Raw genomic sequence first — 20,687 nt, forward strand, 5'->3', positions numbered from 1 at the left:
ATGTCAATAACATCATTAGCAGTAAAAAGGCCAACGCTCGTGGTAGTGATCTTCACGGTGCTGGCGTTGCTGGGAATTGTGAGCTATTTATCACTGGGGTATGAACTGCTGCCGAAAATGTCACAGCCGATGATCACCATCAGTACGACATATACGGGTGCAGCACCTTCCGAGGTAGAGAATTCGGTAACTAAGGAAGTGGAGGATGCAGTATCGACACTGGAGAACCTGGATGCAATCAAGTCGCAGTCCTACGAGGGACTATCCAACGTGATCATTATGCTCAAGGCGAATGCGGATGTGGACATCGCCATGCAGGACGCGCAACGCAAGATCAACGGGATCACCTCGAAACTTCCGGAAGATGCAAAGGACCCGGTTATTTCCAAATTTTCGGTAGATGAATCACCGATAATCAAGATGTCCGTAACGGCGAATATTGATAACCGTGAGTTGTATGATATCGTTAAACAACGCGTGTCACCGCTGATGTCGAAACTGGAAGGCGTTGCCAACGTGGGAATAATGGGTGGTGAAGAACACCAGGTAAGGGTGAATGTGGACCGGAAAAAACTGGAATCCTATGGCCTTGATGCAAAGGAAGTGCTGACAGCGCTGAATAATTCCAACCTTGATTTTCCTGCCGGTTCAGTGAAGAACGAATCATCTGAAGCCTCGATCAGGCTTGCCGGGAAATTTACTGATCCGGCTGACCTGGAAAATACGGTGATCGCCAACAGGAACGGGTCAGCTATTTATGTGCGCGATGTGGCAACGGTGATCGACGGCGTGAAGGAAACAGAATCGATCAGCCGGTATAATGCCAACTCGGCGATCGGCCTGCTGGTGTATAAGCAAACCGATGCCAATGCGGTGAAAGTGAGTGAAGGGATGAAAGAAGAAACGGCAAGGCTGGAGAAAGAATTTGCATCATCGGGACTGGAATTCTTTGTTGCCCAGGATACATCGGAGTTCACACTGGAAGCAGCAGAGGCAGTGAACCATGACCTCATGCTTGCCATCATCCTGGTTGCGCTGGTAATGCTGGTATTCCTGCATAGCATGCGGAATGCGGTGATCGTGATGATCGCTATTCCCGCGTCGCTTGTTTCCACTTTCATTGCGATCCACATGTTCGGTTTTACGCTGAACCTGATGACGCTGCTGGCGCTTTCCCTTGTTGTAGGGATCCTCGTGGATGATAGTATAGTTGTGCTGGAAAATATCCAGCGGCACCTGGAGATGGGCAAAGACAAGGTAACGGCGGCATTGGAAGGCCGGAAGGAAATTGGATTCACCGCCTTGTCGATCACTCTTGTGGACGTAGTGGTATTCCTGCCCATCACGATGGTTGACGGACTTGTGTCCAATATCCTCAGGCAGTTCTCACTGGTTGTGGTGGTGTCGACACTGATGAGCCTGTTCGTTTCCTTTACGCTGACCCCATTGCTGGTATCGCGGTTCGGTAAGCTGACACACCCGAACCCGAAGCGGCTGGGAGGAAGAGTGATCTTGTGGGTAGAAGGAAAGATCAACGCACTAGGTGAACAATATGGGAAACTCCTCAGCTGGAGCCTCGGTCACAAGAGATGGGTGTTGCTGACAACAATGGCCCTGATGGTTGGATCATTTGCGCTGGTTGGAAAAGGATTTATCGGGAGTGAATTTGTGAACATGGGTGATCGCGGTGAGGTTGTGGTGAATGTCGAGTTGCCGAAGGATGCCACGATTGCTCAGACCAACCTGAAAACACAGGAGGTGGAGCAATATATTCTTTCGAAGCCCGAGGTGGTGAATGTGTTTTCGTCTATCGGTAAGAGTGACAACCAGTTTGCCGCGCAGGGTTCAAAAGACAAAGCTGAGGTTAGTGTGAAGCTGGTCGATAAATCGAAGCGGAGCATGAGCACGGAAAAGTTCGCGCAGCAGATCAAGAAGGAGTTGCAGGAGAAGGTGGTGGGAGCGAAGATCAAGATCAGCAACGTGGATATTATGGGCAACACTTCCGAAGCACCCATCCAGTTAATACTGAGTGGAGGTAATGTGGATGAGTTAATGGACATGGCCGACAGCGTGTTGGCGAAAGTGAAAACAATCGCGGGAACTTCGGACCAGAAGATCTCCATTGAAAACGACAAGCCGGAGATAAGCGTTAAAGTGGACAAGGAAAAGATGAAGGCCTTAGGACTAACGATGGACAAGGTAGGCGGAGTGTTACAACTGGCGTTCAATGGTGACAGTGAGTCGAAGGTAACAGGGGGGCAATATGATTATGACATCACCGTGAAGCTGGACGCATTTAACCGGCGGTCAATTGATGAATTGAAGCAGCTAACGGTCAAGAATACAGAGGGCGAGAGTATCAGGCTCGACCAGTTCGCGGAAATTGTGCGTGGACTTGGACCAGCCAAACTGGAGCGGAAGGACAGGATCAGTTCGGTGACTGTATCATCCGAAGTGGTTGGCCGTCCGCAGGGAACGGTGGGTGAGGAGATCCGCGCACTCGTTGGCGATGGACCCCTGGCCGATGGAATAACTATAGAATATGATGGAACCATGAAGCAGCAGGCGGAAGCATTTGGCAGCATGGGCTATGCACTCATCGCCTCCATCATTTTTGTGTACCTGATCATGGTGGCGCTGTACAATTCCTATATCTATCCGTTCGTGGTACTTTTCTCCATCCCGGTTGCGCTGGTGGGGGCACTCCTCGCGCTCGCACTGGCGATGCAGTCGCTTAATATCTTTTCGATCCTGGGGATTATTATGCTGGTGGGACTGGTAGCCAAGAATGCAATCCTGCTGGTTGACTATACGAACCAGCTGAAGGCGGCGGGTTACAACGTAATAGATGCGCTGCTCGAGTCGGGTAAAACGAGGCTGCGCCCGATCCTGATGACCACTATTGCGATGGTGATCGGGATGCTGCCCCTTGCGCTGGCGAGTGGGGCGGGTGCAGAATGGAAAAATGGGATGGCCTGGGCGCTGATTGGGGGACTATCCAGTTCTATGCTGCTGACCCTGGTGCTGGTACCCGTGATGTACCTGATCATTGACCGGTTGCTTTCGCGCAGGAAGGTTGTGGAGGTTTCGCTGCCACTCCCTGCAATGTGATAGGGTATTTGAAGGTCGGATTTGAAGTGTGACAAAGGAGAATGCCGAGGCCGGCAACCCACATGGGTTGACCGGCCTTCTCCATTTCAAAAGCTGGGAAACTGGATTATCTTTATGCGCAGGCAACCCCCGTACTTTATGTTACGTATTGATTTGCAATAGATGAGTTTAACCCAGGGTACAGACGAGTTATTGCAGACCCTCATTTCAGGGTGTATTGTGTTGGATCCGCCGAGCCAGAAGCGCTTTTACGCGCATTTTTATGGCTATGCGTTCAACATATGCAACCGTTATGTTTCGAGGGAGGAAGAGGCTATAGAGGTAATAAATGACGGGTTCCTGAAAATCTTTACGGAAATCCGCCAGTTTCAACCACGGTACGAATCCATCGAAAATTCTCTGAAAGGCTGGATCAGGCGCATCTTCATCAATACCGCCATTGATCATGTAAGGAAAGAAAAGCACAGGCCACTTTTAATTAATGACCAGGTGGAAGCTTTCGGAGACTTACAGGTACCCGCTTCAGGACTTGAACGACTCTCCCACAAAGAATTACTGGAATTGATCACCAGGCTTACGCCAGCCTACCGCATGGTCTTTAACTTGTATGTAATTGATGGATATACACACGAGGAAATCGGACGTATGCTTAATATCAGCATAGGTACGTCAAAATCCAACCTTGCGAAAGCGAGGATCAACCTACAGAAAATGATTTTAAACAAGCAGACGCAATTTGAAATTCATGGACAGAGAGCACTATAACAGGTCATTTGATGACTGGTTCCGGGAGGCCGAGTTACGGCAGCCCGAGCCGCCATTTAATGAAGCTGCGTGGCTTAAAATGGAAACGCTCCTGAAGCGGGAGGAGAAGAAGCGCAGGCGTTTCTTCGCGTGGTGGTGGTTCGCTGGACTGCTTATCCTCGGCTTTCTGATGTTGTACAGCCTTAATCCAGACTCACATCAGATGGCAGGTGATCACCCGAATACCCAGCCTGATGTTTTTCTTCCATACCAGGGCTCAGATGCAGCTTTACCTGAAAAAAACAGACAGCTGCCGCTTTTCCCGGCACGGGATGCACTAGCGGACAGGCAATTACCCCGCGCTGAACAGCCGGCGGGTAATTTTCCGATACAACCGTCACTGGCAACAGGGTCCGGGGAACCCGGCCTTTCACCGGTAACTCCTTCAACTGGTAGCAGTAAACAGGTACAGGCTGTTGCCGGAACGCCGCAAACCTCACTTGCAGGCCTGTCAACAACCAATGCAGGCCATTCTCGGCGGGGTGCAGGTAAATCAGTTGTTCCTGCCGCCGCGGTTAGCTCATTTGCTGCAAACAGTGGCCGCAACTCTAACCAGGCGACAAGAGGGAAGAATCAACCTGCTCAAAACGCGATACTCCGTGCTGCTGAAAACATTTCGGCTTCACTTACCAGTGCCCCGGATTGCATTGATCCGGAAACAGGGGAATACATTCCACCGCTCGCCAGCATAAAACCGGAAGTCTCCAGGAAATCCCGCTTCTATGTGTACGCAGCTGCACTGCCGGAATGGTCATTCGTACCAGGGAACAAGCTGGGTGAATTAAACATCGGTTACACAGGCGGAATAGGTTACCGGATTTCGAAACGGTGGTTTGTGCAGGCCGGTGTCGCTTTCAATAAGAAAAAGTATGAAGCGCAAGCCGATGATTATACCCCCAAGAAAGGATCATATTTTACGAACCCGAATTACAAACTACAGGAAGTGTATGCTGACTGTTCCGTTATAGAGATTCCGCTGCAATTCCGTTATGATATCAGCCAGCAGAAAAAATATACATTGTTTGTAACTGCGGGACTGTCATCCACGATCATGAAGCGGGAAGGTTACGATTACGACTACCTCCGTTATGGGAACCAGGCAGACGGTGCATATACTTACCGTACAAATTCGTTCAAACTATTCTCGGGTGCGTCAGTCGGCTTTGGCTATGAGCGGCCGATCTACAAGCAGTTTACATTCCATGCAGTTCCATACCTGAGCATTCCGCTCAGGGGAGTGGGTGAAGGTTCAGTAAAACTGGGAAGCATTGGAATTCAAACCGGTGTGCGATATAATCTTCCTTTCTGATCATTAAAAAAACCTGACAGAGGCAACCATATGGATTGAAGAAACGATAAGAAGGAAAGAATCCATCCATATGCACAAGAGACTATCAGCAACCATTAGGTGTTTATGCTTATTCAGTTTTTCTATGTTCCTCGCCTGTGGCAAGAGCGATGACGATGGACCCTCCGATCCATGTGCGGGAACCAATATTTCCGTTTCCCTGTCCAAAACCGCTTCGGAAGCATGCACTGGCACAGGAACCATAACGGTGACGGCTAGCGGCAGTTCAGGTTTTACCTACAAACTGAATTCCGGCGGCGCTTACCAGGCTGAAAATGTTTTCAACAATGTTGCACCCGGTGATTACACCGTTTTTGCCAAAGACAGCAAAGGTTGTGAGTCTTCGTCTACTGTCACTGTCGACGGAGAAGCGAACGGGCCCACATTCACGGCCGTGAAAAGCCTCATCAATGCGAAGTGTATTTCCTGTCACAACGGGTCCAACCCGGCCGGAGTTGATTTCCGTACTGATTGCGGCATCCAGCAGCGCGGACCTGCGATAAAAACCCAGGCTGTTGACCAGGAAACCATGCCACAGGGTGGTCCGCCGTTAAATGCTACAGAAAAGAAGATCATCACTGACTGGCTTGCAGCCGGAGGTAAAACAAGTGATTGATACGTATGGCAAAAAAAAGAATCATCGCAATAGCAATTGTAGCGATCGTACTGTCGGGAGGCTACGGGTACTATCTATACAATAAGCCCCGTGCCACTGCAGAGTCGACGCGGACAGATGTAACTACCGACGCCCGCACTCTTTATGGTGCTTTTGAACAGGACGAGCCACGCGCAAACGGCATGTACCTGAACAAGATGATCGAAGTGAAAGGAAAGGTTCAGCGGGTAGATACGTCGGCAGGAAACATGGTCATATTACTTGAAACAGGAGGTGCAGGAAATATTAATTGCTCCATGGCCAGCCTTCCTTCGCCTGCTGTCCTGAACCAGGAAATTGTAGTGAAAGGCACCTGTGCCGGCTACCTGCTTGATGTAAACCTGGTGGATTGTATCATTAAAGAAAATCAATAGCAACCATATGAAAAAAAGCATAGTTATTCCTGTAGCGTTTTTTGTTTTGATCGTAACAGTGGGATCCTGTTCCAAGGATAATGAGGAAGATCAGCCAGGCAATGATAACTGCGTTACAGAGAATATGTCCTTTGCCGGAAATATCCAGCCCATACTGAACGCTAACTGCACTACCTGCCATAATCCAAACCTTTTGAATGGCAATGTTAACCTGACGACTTATGACGGGGTTAAGGTGGTGGCGGATAACGGCAAGCTTGTCGGAGTGATCAACCATTCACCCGGGTTTCCCCCAATGCCTCAATCCGGCGGAAAACTGTCTGACTGTAATATCGATAAGATTGAAGCCTGGATCAGCCAGGGTAAACAGAACAATTAATGTGATATGATGAAAGTAGTCTTGTTTCTGGTCATTCTCGGATCCTATGTCACAGGTGTAAATGAGAAGTACCTTACGAAAAATGGTATAGCCCGTTTTTACTCCAAAACCGATCTTGAAGACATCAGGGCTGAGAATAAGCAGGTCCTGGCCATTATCGATCCGGCAACCAGCAGTGTTGCGGTATCGATGCTGATGAAGGGATTCTTATTTCCCAAAGCACTGATGCAGACCCACTTTAACGAGAACTATGTGGAAAGCGACAGGTATCCCAAAGCGACCTTTGAAGGCACTTATGCTGACCCTGTAGATGTAAGCAGGAATGGAACTTACAACGTAAATGTCAAAGGCAGGCTAAGCCTGCATGGTGTAACCCGGGAAATTTCCGTTCCTGCATCCATTGTAGTTACTGACGGCGTTTTGAGTGGCAAGACAACATTTCAACTGGTACCTGAAGATTTCAAAATTGCGATCCCTTCCCTCGTACGCGACAAAATCGCCCGCAAAGTGGATGTGGAGATCCTGTTCGAATGCAAAAAACAATGATCCAAAAAAAAATTATGGAGCAAATAAAGCGTCTGTCCCTGACCGTAATAATATGTTTTATCGCTGTATCAATAAAGGCCCAGACGGACACCAGCTCACTGCTGAAGGAGCTGGACGCCATGGATACGGCACAAAGAAGCTATGTACAGGGTACTTTCAAGGGTACATTCATACAGAATACAGCCAGCGTTGAATCCCCGGCGAAAGGGGTACTGCAGGTAATGATCATGCACCGCTTTGGCAAGATCAGTGATGGTGCTTACGAATTGTTTGGTCTCGATAATGCCACCATTCGCCTGGGCTTTGATTATGGAATTACCGACAGGCTGGCTGTGAGCCTGGGACGAAGTTCATACGAGAAGACTTTCGACGGATCTTTGAAGTATAAGGTCCTGCGGCAGACAAGCGACAACCGCATGCCGGTAACGGTGAGCCTCAACGCGGGCATAACCTATATTACCCTGAAATATGACGATAAGGAATACATGGATGGTAATTACCGCACCAGGTATTTCACCCAGGCATTGATCGCACGTAAATTCAGCCCCGCATTTTCTTTCCAGCTGACTCCCACCTGGCTGCACTACAACCTAGTGCCGACGCGTGAGGATGAAAATAATATCTATGCACTCGGCGGCGGCGGCAGGATCAAACTTTCCAAACGGATAAGCTTTAATGCCGAGTATACATACCTGTTTCCCAACCAGGTGAATTCAACAGAAGTGTACAATTCGCTTTCCGGAGGTATCGACATTGAAACCGGTGGCCACGTGTTCCAACTGGTGTTTAGTAATTCAGTAGGAACGATACCAACCAATTATATAGCGAATACAACAGATACCTGGAAAGACGGTGGCATTTACTTCGGATTCAACATCTCCCGCGTCTTCAACATAACCAAAACGGCCAAAGCAACCAACGCGAAAAAGCAAAAATGGTAGTGTCAGGTATATAATTTGTTACTTTATGGCACACAGTAACAATTTATATGGAAAAGATTGTGGTCATTGGCGGCGGTTTTGCCGGCATCATCATCGCAAAGGAACTGGCACATAGCAAGGATTACAGCGTGACTCTTGTAGACAGGAATACCTATAATTTCTTCCCCCCGCTGCTTTACCAGGTAGCAACGGGGTTTCTTGAAGTGTCGAATATCAGCTACCCGTTCAGGAAATTGTTTACCCATAAGGAGAACCTTCATTTCAGGATGGGGGAATTTCTCGAAGTGGTGCCGGGAGAAAATAAAGTGATCCTTTCAAACGGCGAGCTTTCTTATGACCATCTTGTATTTGCAACAGGTGCGGGAACGAATTACTTCGGAATGGAAAACCTGAAGCAGAATGCATTGCCAATGAAAACCGTGAACGATGCGCTTGAGTTGCGGAATCATTTCCTGCTTACTATGGAAAAAGCATCTGTAGCCACCAATGCAGCCGAGAGAACGAAAATGCTCACTATAGTAGTCGCTGGCGGCGGACCAACAGGTGTGGAGATTTCCGGGATGCTTGCCGAAATGAAGAAATACATTGTACCGAAAGATTATCCTGAGCTCACAGGCAGGGGTTATGAATCGCATATCTACCTGGTAGACGGTGGCAAGGCACTGCTGGCACCCATGAGCAAGGAATCGCAGCACGACACTTACGAAGAGCTGATAAAAATGGGAGTGGAGGTGAAGCTCGGGCTCACCGTAACCGATTACGACAATGATATTGTGTCGTTGTCTAACGGCGATAAAATTGCTACCAATACACTGGTTTGGGCCGCGGGAGTAACTGCAACTGCACCCAAAGGCTTACCGCCTGAACATATCGGCAGGGGAAAAAGGATGCTGGTAAATGAATTCAACAGGCTGGTAGGGATGGATAACATCTACGCTGTGGGAGATACCAGCCTGCAAACTCATGAAGCTGCCTGGCCCAACGGTCATCCCCAGCTCGCACAGGTGGCAATCCAGCAGGCAAGGAACCTGGTAAAGAATTTCAAAGCCATAAAAAAGGGTGAAACACTCAGTTCATTTTCCTACCACGACAAAGGCACCATGGCCATTATCGGCAGGAACAAAGCGGTAGCCGACCTGCCTAAACCAAAGCTCCATTTAAAAGGATTTATAGCATGGTTCATCTGGATCTTCGTGCACCTGATGTCGCTAGTGAATTACCGGAATAAACTGCGGACGCTGTACAACTGGACAGGTTCCTATTTTACCCGCGACCAGTCATTGCGGATGATCATCAGGCCCTAAGGGTATGCATTTTCATCGATGTTAAGACCACGCGTTCCGCGTAACCGCTTCCAGAATCCTTCCCGTTCATTCAGGGGTTGGAAGTCAGCTACCTGCAGGTCTGAAAAGTCGATCACCGGGTCGATCATTACCGGTTCCATGCGTTTTAGGATTCCCAGCTCCATGGGGATCATGACAATATCGGGATCCACTTTTTTCCGGGCGAAGCCTTTGACCATCCGGGTCTGGAAGGGGTCGGAGGCGACCGCTATTTTGGTAAAGCCAAGTTTGCGCGCCAGCTTGTAGGAATAATACACGTTCTCGGTACTGTGTTCGGCCTTAAGTTCGGTGTAAATGACATGTGCAGGAACACCTGTTGCGATCGCATACATCGCCATCACCCTGGCCTCATGGTATGGTGTGGCAACCGCACCACCAGAGAAGATGATATTACGCGCAATACCCTGCTCATACAGGTATTTCGCCCAATAAACGCGCCCTTTCATAGTCCTGCTCCACTTCCCGTCTTCCAGTGGCACCCCCGGCACGATAATCGCATCGAAGGGCCCCTTCTTCCGTGCCTCGCTGAGAAGAACTTTGGTTTTACCGGCTGTATATGAACACGATACGAGCATATACGCAAACACCTGCACCATGCTGATTCTTATCAGTACATTTCTGAAGCTCATATTTTTTAAATAACTTACTTCTACAGTAACATACAAAAAAATGCTGCCATGAAAAAGTATCTTATCCTCCTGTTTAACCTCTTCGCATACACCATTTACGCCCAGGATTCCCAAACACCGTATACTACGAAATCGTTCGATGGGAAATCCATTTCACAGTTAAAAGTGGAAACTTCAGGGGGTAACATTACGGTAACTGGCGGCAATACGCCATCGCGGGTAGATGTATATGTGCGCCCGGCAAACGGGAAAAAGACCTTGTCCAGCGACGAAATCCAGCGGAAGCTGAGTTCGGAATATGACCTCGATGTGTCCCTTACCGGGAACAAACTCGTGGCGATCGCGCGCCCCAAAAACAAAGTGCGCGACTGGAACACCACACTGAGCATTTCCTTTGTGGTATTTGTACCGCAGAATGTTGCAGGCGACCTGGCAACCAGTGGTGGTAATATCAAAGTGGACGGGTTGACCGGCGGAAAGCAGGATTTTACGACAAGCGGCGGCAACCTGGACCTTAAGAATGTGGGTGGTGGAAAGGTCAAGGGCACTACTTCCGGTGGCAACATTACGGTTGCTCATGCCCGTGATAATATGGAACTTACGACCAGCGGTGGAAATATCGCAGCGGAAGATTGTAATGGCGATATGAAGCTTAGCACATCGGGAGGCACTATTACCCTCGGGCAACTGAACGGTGACATTAAAGCAATAACCAGTGGCGGGAATATTAAAGGTCGCACTGTCCAGGGAGCACTGGATGCTCATACATCAGGCGGAAATGTGCAGTTGAGTGACCTGTCATGCAGCCTGGAAACATCAACAAGTGGTGGTAACATTGATGTCGAGATTAAAACACTCGGAAAATTTGTGAAGATCTCCAACTCCGGCGGAAATGTAGACGTCACCATTCCCGGTGGCAAGGGCATTGACCTTAAGCTCCAGGCCGACAAGATCAAGACAAGTGCCCTGCAGAATTTTACAGGGGAAGCGAATGAAAGGGAAATCACGGGCACAATGCACGGTGGCGGGATCCCGGTTAATATTAAGGCTAGCAGCGGGCGGGTGAACCTCGTTCTAAGGTGATCATTTGCCGTTCTTCTTTTTTTCCTGCTCGTCGAGTTTCAAGTTGAAGCGCACATTCTGCCAGTATTCCTTGCCGTAGTCGACAAAGATCTCAGCACCGGCGGGTATGTCTTTTTTTGCAACAATAAACACGCGGGAACCTTCTTCGAGGTATTCAGCATTATTGACAAGTCCTTTTTGCTTTGAAAGGCCTTTGGCATCATTTGCATAGCGGGCGATTGCTTCAGGATGCGGACCAGCATCAATGACATGATTACGCTTTACATAAAAAATATATCCGTTCTTGCCTTCATGGTGTTGTACATCTTTCCAGCTTGTAATGGTACCCAGGTATTCCACTATCCTGGTTCCCTTCGGAATAAATTTTGTTGTGAATAACCCCTTTCCTGCACCGGAAAGGCCCGATTGTCTGACTCTTAAATGCTTGTCCAGTTCACCCATTGATTTGCAGAATTTGAGGTTAAGTTTGCAAATATAATGCTAGGTGAATGGCTACTGATGGAATAAATTTACTCCTGCTTTGCTGTGCTGCTTTTACTGCCGGTTTTGTTGATGCTATTGCCGGTGGTGGCGGACTGATACAAACACCAATGGGTCTTGTGTTGTTGCCGCAATTACCCGTTTCTACTGTGATCGGAACATTAAAGATTCCTGCTTTCAGCGGAACAGGTTTCGCAGCTTACCAGTATATAAAGAATGTGGACCTGAACTTGCGGTTGCTCCTGCTGATGCTGGTACTTTCGCTGGCCTCGGCATTTGCCGGTTCTGCATTGCTGACCACCGTTAGTAATGACTTCATGAAACCGTTGTTGCTGATAGTTTTGTTATTGCTGTTTATCTACACCTTCATTAAAAAAGATTTCGGCAGTCATACCGCAAAAGAACTTTCCCCGGCACGGCAACTTACTTACGCATGCATCATAAGTGTGGTAATAGGCTTTTATGACGGGTTTATCGGGCCGGGTGCCGGGAGTTTCCTTGTGCTGGCATTTATCGTATTGCTTGGTTTCGATTTCCTGCATGCATCGGCACATGCGAAACTCGTGAACCTGGCAACTAACATGGGTTCAATTTGCCTCTTCCTGATAAAAGGGAAGATCATCTGGGCCATTGCGCTACCAATGGCTGTAAGTAATGCAATGGGTGGCTGGCTTGGATCGCGGATGGCAATCAGCAGGGGGAACAGGTTTATAAGGATCTTTTTCCTGCTTGTGGTAGTAGGTACATTGATCCGCTTCGGATACGATGTTGTGGTAAACCGCTGATATCGCCAGAGCTTATAGCAGGAATTTCTTCAGGGATTCATCCATTGAAACTTTGCCTGGTCCCTTGATCAGGAAATACACCAGCAAAATGAGTACAACAATTGCCAGCACAATCTCAAAAGTGCTGGTTTGGGAACCTTGTGCGGGGTTCACGAAGAATACGGCCCCGATCAGCACGGGAATCTGGATCGCGCAGGCAAAACGGGTTATCAGTCCCAGTATAATGAACACTCCCCCGAACAAATGGGCAAACGCAATGTAAGAGATCCAGAATTGCGTCTTGAGTTCGAAGTTTGTATGCCTGATCAGGTTGCCCAGGTATTCAGAATGGCTGAGAAAGAAAATGCCTTTGAGAAGTATGACAATTCCTAGGGCGATTCGAAGGATCGTTACTACCAGGTCTGTAGTGGATACATAACCTTCCTGTAGCCGGTGAGTAATATTCATAACCCCGGATTTAGACATTAAATGTCGCTATTTTTTCTGATTGTCAGGGTGTTAAATTTTCCCCTTTCTACCGCGGTGTATCAGCACTATTCGGCATTCGCTCATAGCTTGCCGTGTCCTGTCTTTCGCGTGTTGTGTCAGTGCCCCGGTCTTCGATATATGTAGTATCCTTATCAGATGTAGACGAGCCTGAGTTATTGCAACACACGAGGAAAAAACAAGTGGTGAGCGCGTAAATGAGTGATTTCATAATCAGGTTTTTATTTTCGTTGATGAATTCCTTCACCTCCGTGACAAATGGCCGCAACCGGTTTACCACTATCGAAGAATTTTCCCGCCAAGCTGTTTATCCACAGTCACTTCAATTGACCAGTGGTCATGGTCCCAGGCCTTTACCCTTCCGGCTTTTGGCGACACAACATCCACAGTTACACCGGCTGCTTCAAGAGCTTTTTTCGGGCTGGTAAGGTCCACTTCCTCAAATCCATCCTCGGTCAGGAGGGCTACTTTCTGTCCGTTCAGATTTGCCATGGTTCTCCTGGTTTTGGTTGAATAATACCCCGTGCTTTCAATAACCCTGCCACCGGTTTTAATCCGGCTTTAATAAGAGCCAGGCGGCACTTATAAGTTTTGGTTAAAAATCAATCATTACAAGAGCGGATTATTTAAGAATTATGGCCTAAATTAATCCCCCATATGAAAAAACTATTTCTTCTTATTGCCCTTGCAGGCATTTCAACGATGGCTTTCAGCCAGAAATTCAAACCCATTTTTAACGGTAAGAACCTTGATGGGTGGACCATTCACGGTACGGAAAAATGGTATGTGCAGGACGGTGAGCTCGTTTGTGAAAGCGGCCCGGACAAGCAGTATGGTTACCTGTCTACAACAAAGCCGTACAAAAATTTCATCCTGGAGCTGCGCTTCAAACTCGAGGCCAACGGGAACAGTGGTGTATTCATCCGTTCAGGAATTGAAGGCACCAAGATCAATGGCTGGCAGGTAGAAGTTGCCCCTGCGGGTATGCATACCGGTGGTATCTACGAATCATATGGCAGGGGTTGGCTCATCCAGCCGAAACCAGAAGATGAGAAGAACCTTAACCAGGACAAATGGAATGTAATGAAGATCCAGGTAATCAACGATGAAGTAACGACCTGGCTCAACGGCAAGGAGATGGTTCACCTGAAAGATGAAAAGATCGGGCAGGGGAATGGATTTATCGCACTGCAGATCCACGATGGTGGTGGAATTAAAGTGAGATGGAAAGACATTAAAGTAAAAACTTTAAACTGATCACATACATGAAAAAGAATCCAGGAGCCTCTCGCAGGAATTTTCTGATGAATCTTGCGACAGGTACAGCAGCGGTTGCAACAGGGTCGAGTCTTTTTGCCGCTGAGAAAAGCAACGTTTTTAAATCTGTATTACGCCGTCCCGGCCAGAGTGCAAATGACAAGATCAATATCGCACTTATTGGTGCGGGTGGCATGGGAGTGCAGGATACAATAACAGCATTACAAGTTCCCGGTACAAAGCTGGTGGCTGTTTGTGACCTCTATGACGGTCGTCTTGCGGAAGCTAAGACCCGCTGGGGCGCCGATATCTTTACCACGCGCAGCTATCGTGAACTGCTTAACAGGAAAGATATTGATGCGGTGATCGTGGCCACGCCGGACCACTGGCACCAGCAGATCTCCATCGATGCGATGAAAGCCGGCAAGCATGTGTATTGCGAAAAGCCGATGGTACATGCGGTAACAGAAGGACCCGCGGTTATCAAAGCACAGCAGGAAACCGGGAAGATCTTCCAGGTGGGAAGCCAGGGCGTTTCTTCACTTGGTAATGAGAAAGCAAAACAACTCCTGAAAGACGGCGCTATCGGCCAGCTCAATTATGCCGAAGGGTTCTGGGCGAGACATTCACCTACGGGTGCATGGCAATATCCCATTCCTGCCGACGCATCACCAAAAACCGTTGACTGGGACACTTTTATCAGTAATACGCCGAAGCGCCCGTTTGATGCAACCCGCTTTTTCCGCTGGCGCAATTATACAGATTATGGTACGGGGATGTCAGGCGATCTGTTCGTACACCTGTTTTCAAGCCTGCATTTTATTACCGACTCATTTGGCCCTGAGAAAATTTATGCGGCAGGTGGTTTGCGGTACTGGAAAGACGGCAGGGAAGTACCTGACGTTCTTCTCGGAACATTCGATTATCCGCAGGCGCAGGCACATCCTGCTTTCAACCTTTCATTGCGTTGCAACTTCGTAGACGGAACCAGCGGTACTACATATCTTAAACTGGTGGGCAGCGAAGGTTCTATGGATGTGACCTGGGACAGTGTGACCCTGAAGCGGAATAAATCCTTTGCTTCCGATGATCCGTTCTTTATCGAGCAGATGAAGAAGGCTGGTACACCGGTTAATGGACGTAAGCGGATCCTTGGTCCCGAAGAATATACGTTTGAAGCTGAAAAGGGATACCTGGGCGGACCATATGACCATTTTGCGAACTTCTTAAACGCAGTACGGAATGGTGGAAAGGTGGTTGAAGACGCGGTATTCGGATATCGCGCCGCGGCACCTGCGCTGCTTTGTAACGACAGTTACCACCAGGATACGGCTATCCGCTGGAACCCTGAAAAAATGCAATTAATTAAGAAATAAAATCATAAAAATGAGTTCAAATTTGTTACTGAAAACCGGGCTGGTTGCCATGGTTGCCGGAATGGTAGCGTGCAACAATGCAAATAACCAGACCAGCCAGGAAAACCAGGCAGATATGAAAGATACAACCGCTGCTGCTGCAGGTACTGCAGCCACCGAAACAAGCATCTTTGATGGAAAGTCCCTCGCCGGATGGCACGGGTACAACAAGAAGGGTGAAGTTAAAAACTGGATCATCGAAGATGGCGCCCTGGTTTGCCTTGGCGCTGCAAAAGGTGATACCGGTGGTGATATTGTTTCTGACAATGAATATGAGAATTTTGAATTGAGCTGGGAGTGGAAGATCAATAAAGGCGGTAACAGTGGCGTGATGTATCACGTTGTGGAAGATCCGAAATACAAGGGCCCATACGAAACCGGACCGGAATACCAGATGATAGATGACGAAGGTTATCCCGACAAACTGGAAGACTGGCAGAAGACAGGTGCCGACTATGCCATGAACCTGCCGAATGACAAAAAGAAAGTAAAGCCGATAGGCGAGTGGAACACAAGCAGGATCGTTTACAATAACGGTCATGTGGAACACTGGCTGAACGGTGAAAAAATTGTCGAATTCCAGGCTGGCGATGATAAATGGAATAAAGAAAAGAGCATCGGGAAATGGAAGGATTTTCCTGACTATGGCAGCGCCAAAAAAGGAAGAATCGCTTTGCAGGACCACGGAAACAAAGCTTATTTTAAGAATATCATGATCAAGATCTTGTGATAAGTCATAAGTGAATAAGTCAATAAGTGAATGGGCGTCCGGTGAATACGGACGCCCATTTTTATTTTACTGCTTAGTTTTCGCTTGCTCTATCGAATCCTTGATTCGTTGTTTTTCCTTCTTCCTGAAATAGCCGCGTAACAGGAAGCTTTTCTTTGCGGCCTGCATATTTTCATCGACTGACTTCGCAGTCTTGTCAATAGTCGTCACCGTTTTATTTGCCTTTTCAATCGTGCCTTCCAGCCGGTCGGCCATTTGTTCATCAGTCAGCAATCTCCCGATCGAGCCTTCACCATTGTTTATCTTTTCTACTATCTCAGCAAGTCCCTCCGTCAAAAAAGCTGCATTGTCAGTAACGCTCGACAGGTTATTCATGATCCTGTCCACATCCATGGGGTTGGAAGCCTGGATGGTGTCTCCATCCTTTACAGGTTTGGATGTTGTATTTCCGGGAGCAATATGCAATAGTTTATCTCCCATCAGGCCGTCATTCCCGATACTTGCAATGGCATCGGATTTAATGAATGGCTGCATTTCCCGGTCGAGTGTCATCATCAGTTGTACGGTTGTATCGTTTACAACTTTTATTGCTTCCACAGTGCCGATGTTAATGCCGGCATACCGGACAAAATTGCCTTCCGTGGTGCCGGCGATATTTTTGAAGTTGGCATAGACCGTAAAGTTGTTGCCGAAGATTTTCTTTCTCTTGGCGATAAGAAACAGCATTACCGCCAGCAGCCCGATGCAGATGATTACAAACACCCCGGTCTTCAGTTTTTGTTCATTTGTTATAATCATGGTGCTTATTTAAAAAATGATCTTACAAATTCATCAGATGAGTTTTCCAGTTCTTCATAAGTTCCTTCAGCTGCAAATACTCCGTCTTTCAATATTAAGATCCTGTCGCCGGTGATCTGGGCACAGGATAGATCGTGCGTAATGATGACTGAAGTGGTTTTGTATTTTTTCCTCATCTCTAGGATAAGATTGCTGATCTCCTTTGAAGTGATGCTGTCGAGCCCGGTAGTCGGTTCATCATATAAGATGATCTCAGGTTTTACGATCAGTGTCCGGGCGAGGCCTACACGCTTTCTCATCCCCCCGCTCAGTTCTGAAGGCAATTTTTCCAGTGTGTCGTTAAGTCCGACCGCTTCAAGCACTTCCCTGCAGGTTCGTTCTATTTCCTCCCGGTCTTTCATTTTCAGCACTTTTTTCAGCGGGAAGGCGAGGTTCTCCCTGACAGTCATGGAGTCGTAAAGGGCCGCACCCTGGAACACGAAACCCAGCTTGCGACGCATTTTTTTAAGTCCATCCTCAGCCAGCTCTTTCACTTCATCGCCCATTACTTTCAATGAACCACTATCGGGTGTCAGGAGCCCGGCAATGCATTTGATGGTCACCGATTTTCCTTCACCGGAACGGCCCATGATCACCACGTTTTCACCACGTGATACATTTAGTCCGATTCCTTTCAGGACATCGTTTTCTCCAAAGCTTTTTTTCAGTTCTTTTATTTCAATTACATGTTCCATAGGTTTCATTTAGGCATATAGGATAGAACCCGTCACCTGCACTACGATCGCATCAATAATAACTATCCAGATGGACGCTGTTACTACGGCGGAATTTGCTGCCTGTCCCACGCTTTCCGTTCCCCGCGTGGAATGGAAGCCTTTATAACACCCGACAAAGCCAATGCTGAAGCCAAACAGGATGGTCTTGATCACTGCCGGAATGATATCGGAAAATTCCAGGTTGCTGATTGCTTTGGTGAAATAAAGCTGCAGCGTGATTTCGGCCGACAAGGCGGATGCTGCATATCCGCCAAGTAATGCCATTGCATCTGCGAGTATTGTAAGCATCGGGATCATTATCATGCAGGCAAGGATCCGCGTAACAACAAGAAACTTAATGGGGTTGGCGCCCGATACTTCCATGGCGTCGATCTGTTCTGTAACGTTCATACTTCCGAGTTCTGCACCGATCCGCGATGCGGTTTTTCCTGCGCAGATAAGAGCTGTAATTACAGGCCCGATTTCCCTGATTATGGAAATAGCAACCATACCCGGGATAAAGGTTTCAGCACCAAAATCCTTTAAGGTGGGGGTTGACTGCAGTGTAAGCACAATACCCAGGATGAATCCCGTAAGCGCACAGATGCCAATAGACTTATAACCGATTTGGTAGGACTGGCGGAGAAATTCTTCCCATTCAAAGTCCCTGTCGAACAGGTTGCGGACAAATGAGCGAAAAAAATAAGCCTGGTCACCCATCCGGGTGAAGGCGCCGGAAACATTAAAGGGCAGCAGATCGGGCATACATCCATCGTTAGTTAAAGGGCATAATGCCAAATACTTGCCACGGGAATGTACCGTCCTGACCAGGACTTTTTAATCCGCCCGGGTAAATTATTCTACAGAAGGTTCGCCTGTGACAGGTGATTGAGTGACAACACCGAATTCAAACTGCATATCGTTGAGCCGTTTGTAAAGTCCATCATGTAACATGAGCTGCTGGTGGGTGCCCGCCTCGATAACCATTCCGCGTTCGATTACCGCGATACGATCCGCATTCCGGATAGTAGACAGCCTGTGAGCGATTACGAAGGAAGTACGTCCCTGCATGAGGTTCTCGAGGGCTTCCTGTACAAGTTGTTCACTTTCGCTGTCGAGTGAAGAAGTGGCTTCATCAAGAATCAGGATTGCGGGGTCTTTCAGGATAGCTCTTGCGATGGCTATACGCTGCCTTTGTCCACCACTCAGCTTAATGCCTCTTTCACCAACGATCGTGTCATACTGTTCGGGGAACCTGCTGATGAATTCATGGGCATTGGCCTTTTTTGCCGCGTCCATTATCTCTTCCTCGGTTGCGCCATGCTTGCCATAAGCAATATTTTCCCTGATGCTGCCGCCAAATAATAACACCTCCTGTGGCACAAATGCCATTTGCCTGCGCAGTTGCGTGAGGGGGAAACTGTCTGCGGGCCTGTCATCAAAATAAATGGTACCGGTATCGGGATGATAGAACTGGAGTAATAAGGAAGCAATGGTTGTTTTGCCCGCGCCACTTGGTCCAACAAGAGCGATCTGCTGGCCATTCGATGCGGTCAATGACAAGTCACGTAATACAGGTACATCTTTCCGGCCGGGGTAACTGAAAGCCACGTGGTCGAACCGGACGTTCCCATGTAACCTGTAAGCGGGCTCGACATCGACGGGGGTAAGTTGAACTGGTTCACCTTCGGCCCGCAGTATTTCACGAACACTTTCCGTAGCGCCGAGGGTTTTCTGTAATTGTGAAAACATATCGGCGAAACCGGCAAATGTTCCGCCTACAAACATGGAAAAGATTACGAACATGGTGAGTGAACCGATGGTAAGCTGTCCGCTCTGTATCATGCCTGCTCCATACCACATTACGAAAGCGATTGCCCCGAATACACTGAAGATCATGAAGGACACAAATGCACCACGGTAACGTGCATTCGAAATGGCTGTATCTACAACTGCATAAATACTTTTAACATAGCGGCTGATCTCGTGGTATTCACTCGTAAATGCCTTAACGATGGAAACCCCGTGGAATGTTTCCTGCACAATGGTGCCGCTCTCTGCCAGCTGGTCCTGTGCCCGGCGCGACATTTTGCGGATCCTTTTTCCGAATACCACGGCAAGAACTGCAATAACAGGAACTACTGCCAGCATGACCAGCGCAAGCTTGGTGCTGATCCAGAATATAAATACGAGTCCGATTACGAGGGTAAAAATGCCGCGCAGAAATTCCGCAAGTGTAAATGAAATGGCATCCTGGATCTGGGAGAGGTCAGAAGAGATCCGGTTGCTCAGTTCGCCCACCCGCTTTTCTGAAAAATAACTCATTGGCATCGTGAGCAGTTTGCTGTAAACATCCTTCCGCATGCCGGCAAGCGCTTTTTCACCTACTTCCGTTAACAGGTATATGCGAAGAAATGAGAAAACGGTTTGAATCGCGAGTTGGATGAAGATGAGCAGCAGGGTAGTGTTCAGGCTCCATTTCACATGCCGCAGTTGTTCGCTGAAAGGCATTGAAACTGCTGGGTTCACAGAAGGTAGGCTGGCGCCGGGAGCGGCCGCATCTATCATCTTGCCAAGAAAAAGCGGGAACAGGCTTGTAGTGAATGCCGACAGCGCAATAAATACCAGGCTCCACGCGAATTTTGCACGGTATGGCCTGAGATAGGTAAACAACACCAGCGCCTGGCGGAGATTCTCCCGGTTTACTTTTACTTTGGGTCTGTCACTGTCCTGTGAGTCTGCCTGTTTTCTCCTTCCTCCCGCCATCT

General features: G+C 48.2%; 23 protein-coding genes. 14 read left to right on the forward strand and 9 right to left on the reverse strand.

The genetic code is table 11. The features are described from left to right. The 9 genes from OI18_RS14055 to OI18_RS14095 all read left to right on the forward strand — a co-directional run bounded on the left by OI18_RS14055 (position 1) and on the right by OI18_RS14095 (position 9,462). Positions 1-3,111: an efflux RND transporter permease subunit gene (locus OI18_RS14055; RefSeq protein ID WP_039140735.1), complete on the forward strand. Its 3,111-nt coding sequence runs from the start codon at positions 1-3 to the stop codon at positions 3,109-3,111. Positions 3,112-3,273: 162 nt separating this feature from the next. After that, positions 3,274-3,876: an RNA polymerase sigma factor gene (locus tag OI18_RS14060; protein WP_039140737.1), complete on the forward strand. Its 603-nt coding sequence runs from the start codon at positions 3,274-3,276 to the stop codon at positions 3,874-3,876. Beyond that, on the forward strand, positions 3,857-5,224 hold the full coding sequence (locus tag OI18_RS14065; RefSeq protein WP_039140739.1) for an outer membrane beta-barrel protein: 1,368 nt from the start codon (positions 3,857-3,859) through the stop codon (positions 5,222-5,224). The genes OI18_RS14060 and OI18_RS14065 overlap by 20 nt, the downstream gene beginning before the upstream one ends. A gap of 124 nt (positions 5,225-5,348) precedes the next feature. Then, on the forward strand, positions 5,349-5,879 hold the full coding sequence (locus OI18_RS14070) for a hypothetical protein (RefSeq protein ID WP_039140741.1): 531 nt from the start codon (positions 5,349-5,351) through the stop codon (positions 5,877-5,879). Positions 5,880-5,884: 5 nt separating this feature from the next. Beyond that, on the forward strand, positions 5,885-6,292 hold the full coding sequence (locus OI18_RS14075) for an OB-fold protein (protein ID WP_039140743.1): 408 nt from the start codon (positions 5,885-5,887) through the stop codon (positions 6,290-6,292). Positions 6,293-6,299: 7 nt separating this feature from the next. Continuing rightward, complete coding sequence (locus OI18_RS14080) at positions 6,300-6,671, forward strand: c-type cytochrome (protein WP_039140745.1); 372 nt, start codon at positions 6,300-6,302, stop codon at positions 6,669-6,671. A 6-nt stretch (positions 6,672-6,677) separates the two neighbouring features. Then, complete coding sequence (locus OI18_RS14085) at positions 6,678-7,217, forward strand: YceI family protein (RefSeq protein ID WP_052273228.1); 540 nt, start codon at positions 6,678-6,680, stop codon at positions 7,215-7,217. 14 nt (positions 7,218-7,231) lie between these two features. Continuing rightward, a complete protein-coding gene (locus OI18_RS14090; protein ID WP_205410048.1) occupies positions 7,232-8,158 on the forward strand; it encodes a DUF5777 family beta-barrel protein in 927 nt (308 codons plus the stop codon). 47 nt (positions 8,159-8,205) lie between these two features. Continuing rightward, a complete protein-coding gene (locus tag OI18_RS14095) occupies positions 8,206-9,462 on the forward strand; it encodes an NAD(P)/FAD-dependent oxidoreductase (RefSeq protein ID WP_039140747.1) in 1,257 nt (418 codons plus the stop codon). On the opposite strand, the gene OI18_RS14100 is transcribed toward OI18_RS14095, so the two are convergent. Beyond that, positions 9,459-10,130: a YdcF family protein gene (locus OI18_RS14100; protein WP_052273230.1), complete on the reverse strand. Its 672-nt coding sequence runs from the start codon at positions 10,128-10,130 to the stop codon at positions 9,459-9,461. The genes OI18_RS14095 and OI18_RS14100 overlap by 4 nt on opposite strands. Positions 10,131-10,178: 48 nt before the next feature. Between OI18_RS14100 and OI18_RS14105 the strand changes: the two genes are divergently transcribed. Next, the gene (locus tag OI18_RS14105) at positions 10,179-11,213 is read left to right on the forward strand and encodes a DUF4097 family beta strand repeat-containing protein (RefSeq protein ID WP_039140749.1); all 1,035 of its coding nucleotides are present in this window, start codon (positions 10,179-10,181) and stop codon (positions 11,211-11,213) included. On the opposite strand, the gene OI18_RS14110 is transcribed toward OI18_RS14105, so the two are convergent. Beyond that, positions 11,214-11,654: an SET domain-containing protein gene (locus tag OI18_RS14110; protein WP_039140751.1), complete on the reverse strand. Its 441-nt coding sequence runs from the start codon at positions 11,652-11,654 to the stop codon at positions 11,214-11,216. Positions 11,655-11,701: 47 nt separating this feature from the next. Between OI18_RS14110 and OI18_RS14115 the strand changes: the two genes are divergently transcribed. Then, the gene (locus OI18_RS14115; RefSeq protein ID WP_039140752.1) at positions 11,702-12,478 is read left to right on the forward strand and encodes a TSUP family transporter; all 777 of its coding nucleotides are present in this window, start codon (positions 11,702-11,704) and stop codon (positions 12,476-12,478) included. A 12-nt stretch (positions 12,479-12,490) separates the two neighbouring features. Here OI18_RS14115 and OI18_RS14120 read toward each other — a convergent pair whose 3' ends face one another. The 3 genes from OI18_RS14120 to OI18_RS14130 all read right to left on the reverse strand — a co-directional run bounded on the left by OI18_RS14120 (position 12,491) and on the right by OI18_RS14130 (position 13,456). Next, positions 12,491-12,925, reverse strand: a complete 435-nt coding sequence (locus OI18_RS14120) for a DoxX family protein (RefSeq protein WP_039140754.1) — start codon at positions 12,923-12,925, stop codon at positions 12,491-12,493. A 67-nt stretch (positions 12,926-12,992) separates the two neighbouring features. After that, on the reverse strand, positions 12,993-13,175 hold the full coding sequence (locus tag OI18_RS24550) for a hypothetical protein (RefSeq protein WP_152616828.1): 183 nt from the start codon (positions 13,173-13,175) through the stop codon (positions 12,993-12,995). A gap of 68 nt (positions 13,176-13,243) precedes the next feature. After that, entirely contained in the window at positions 13,244-13,456 is a 213-nt protein-coding gene (locus OI18_RS14130) for a DJ-1/PfpI family protein (RefSeq protein ID WP_052273231.1), read from the reverse strand. A 165-nt stretch (positions 13,457-13,621) separates the two neighbouring features. Between OI18_RS14130 and OI18_RS14135 the strand changes: the two genes are divergently transcribed. Genes OI18_RS14135 through OI18_RS14145 form a run of 3 tightly spaced genes read left to right on the forward strand, consistent with a single transcriptional unit; the run spans position 13,622 to position 16,366 of the window. Beyond that, positions 13,622-14,221, forward strand: a complete 600-nt coding sequence (locus OI18_RS14135) for a 3-keto-disaccharide hydrolase (protein WP_039140757.1) — start codon at positions 13,622-13,624, stop codon at positions 14,219-14,221. Between the two features lie 8 nt (positions 14,222-14,229). Continuing rightward, complete coding sequence (locus tag OI18_RS14140) at positions 14,230-15,597, forward strand: Gfo/Idh/MocA family protein (protein ID WP_039140759.1); 1,368 nt, start codon at positions 14,230-14,232, stop codon at positions 15,595-15,597. 10 nt (positions 15,598-15,607) lie between these two features. After that, positions 15,608-16,366 (forward strand): 3-keto-disaccharide hydrolase, encoded by a 759-nt coding sequence (locus OI18_RS14145; protein WP_039140983.1) that lies wholly within the window; start codon positions 15,608-15,610, stop codon positions 16,364-16,366. Between the two features lie 66 nt (positions 16,367-16,432). Here the strand turns inward: OI18_RS14145 and OI18_RS14150 are convergent, their stop codons facing one another. The 4 genes from OI18_RS14150 to OI18_RS14165 form a co-directional block, all read right to left on the reverse strand. Continuing rightward, complete coding sequence (locus OI18_RS14150; RefSeq protein WP_039140760.1) at positions 16,433-17,164, reverse strand: MlaD family protein; 732 nt, start codon at positions 17,162-17,164, stop codon at positions 16,433-16,435. A gap of 5 nt (positions 17,165-17,169) precedes the next feature. Then, positions 17,170-17,898 carry an ABC transporter ATP-binding protein gene (locus OI18_RS14155; RefSeq protein WP_240312775.1) on the reverse strand — a complete coding sequence of 243 codons (729 nt, stop codon included), beginning with the start codon at positions 17,896-17,898 and terminating at the stop codon, positions 17,170-17,172. A gap of 9 nt (positions 17,899-17,907) precedes the next feature. Next, a complete protein-coding gene (locus OI18_RS14160) occupies positions 17,908-18,684 on the reverse strand; it encodes an MlaE family ABC transporter permease (RefSeq protein WP_039140765.1) in 777 nt (258 codons plus the stop codon). A 90-nt stretch (positions 18,685-18,774) separates the two neighbouring features. Further along, on the reverse strand, positions 18,775-20,685 hold the full coding sequence (locus OI18_RS14165; RefSeq protein WP_052273253.1) for an ABC transporter ATP-binding protein: 1,911 nt from the start codon (positions 20,683-20,685) through the stop codon (positions 18,775-18,777). Between the last annotated feature and the right edge of the window lie 2 nt (positions 20,686-20,687).

The sequence above is a fragment of the Flavihumibacter solisilvae genome (assembly GCF_000814475.1).
GTDB classification, from domain to species: Bacteria; Bacteroidota; Bacteroidia; order Chitinophagales; family Chitinophagaceae; genus Flavihumibacter; species Flavihumibacter solisilvae.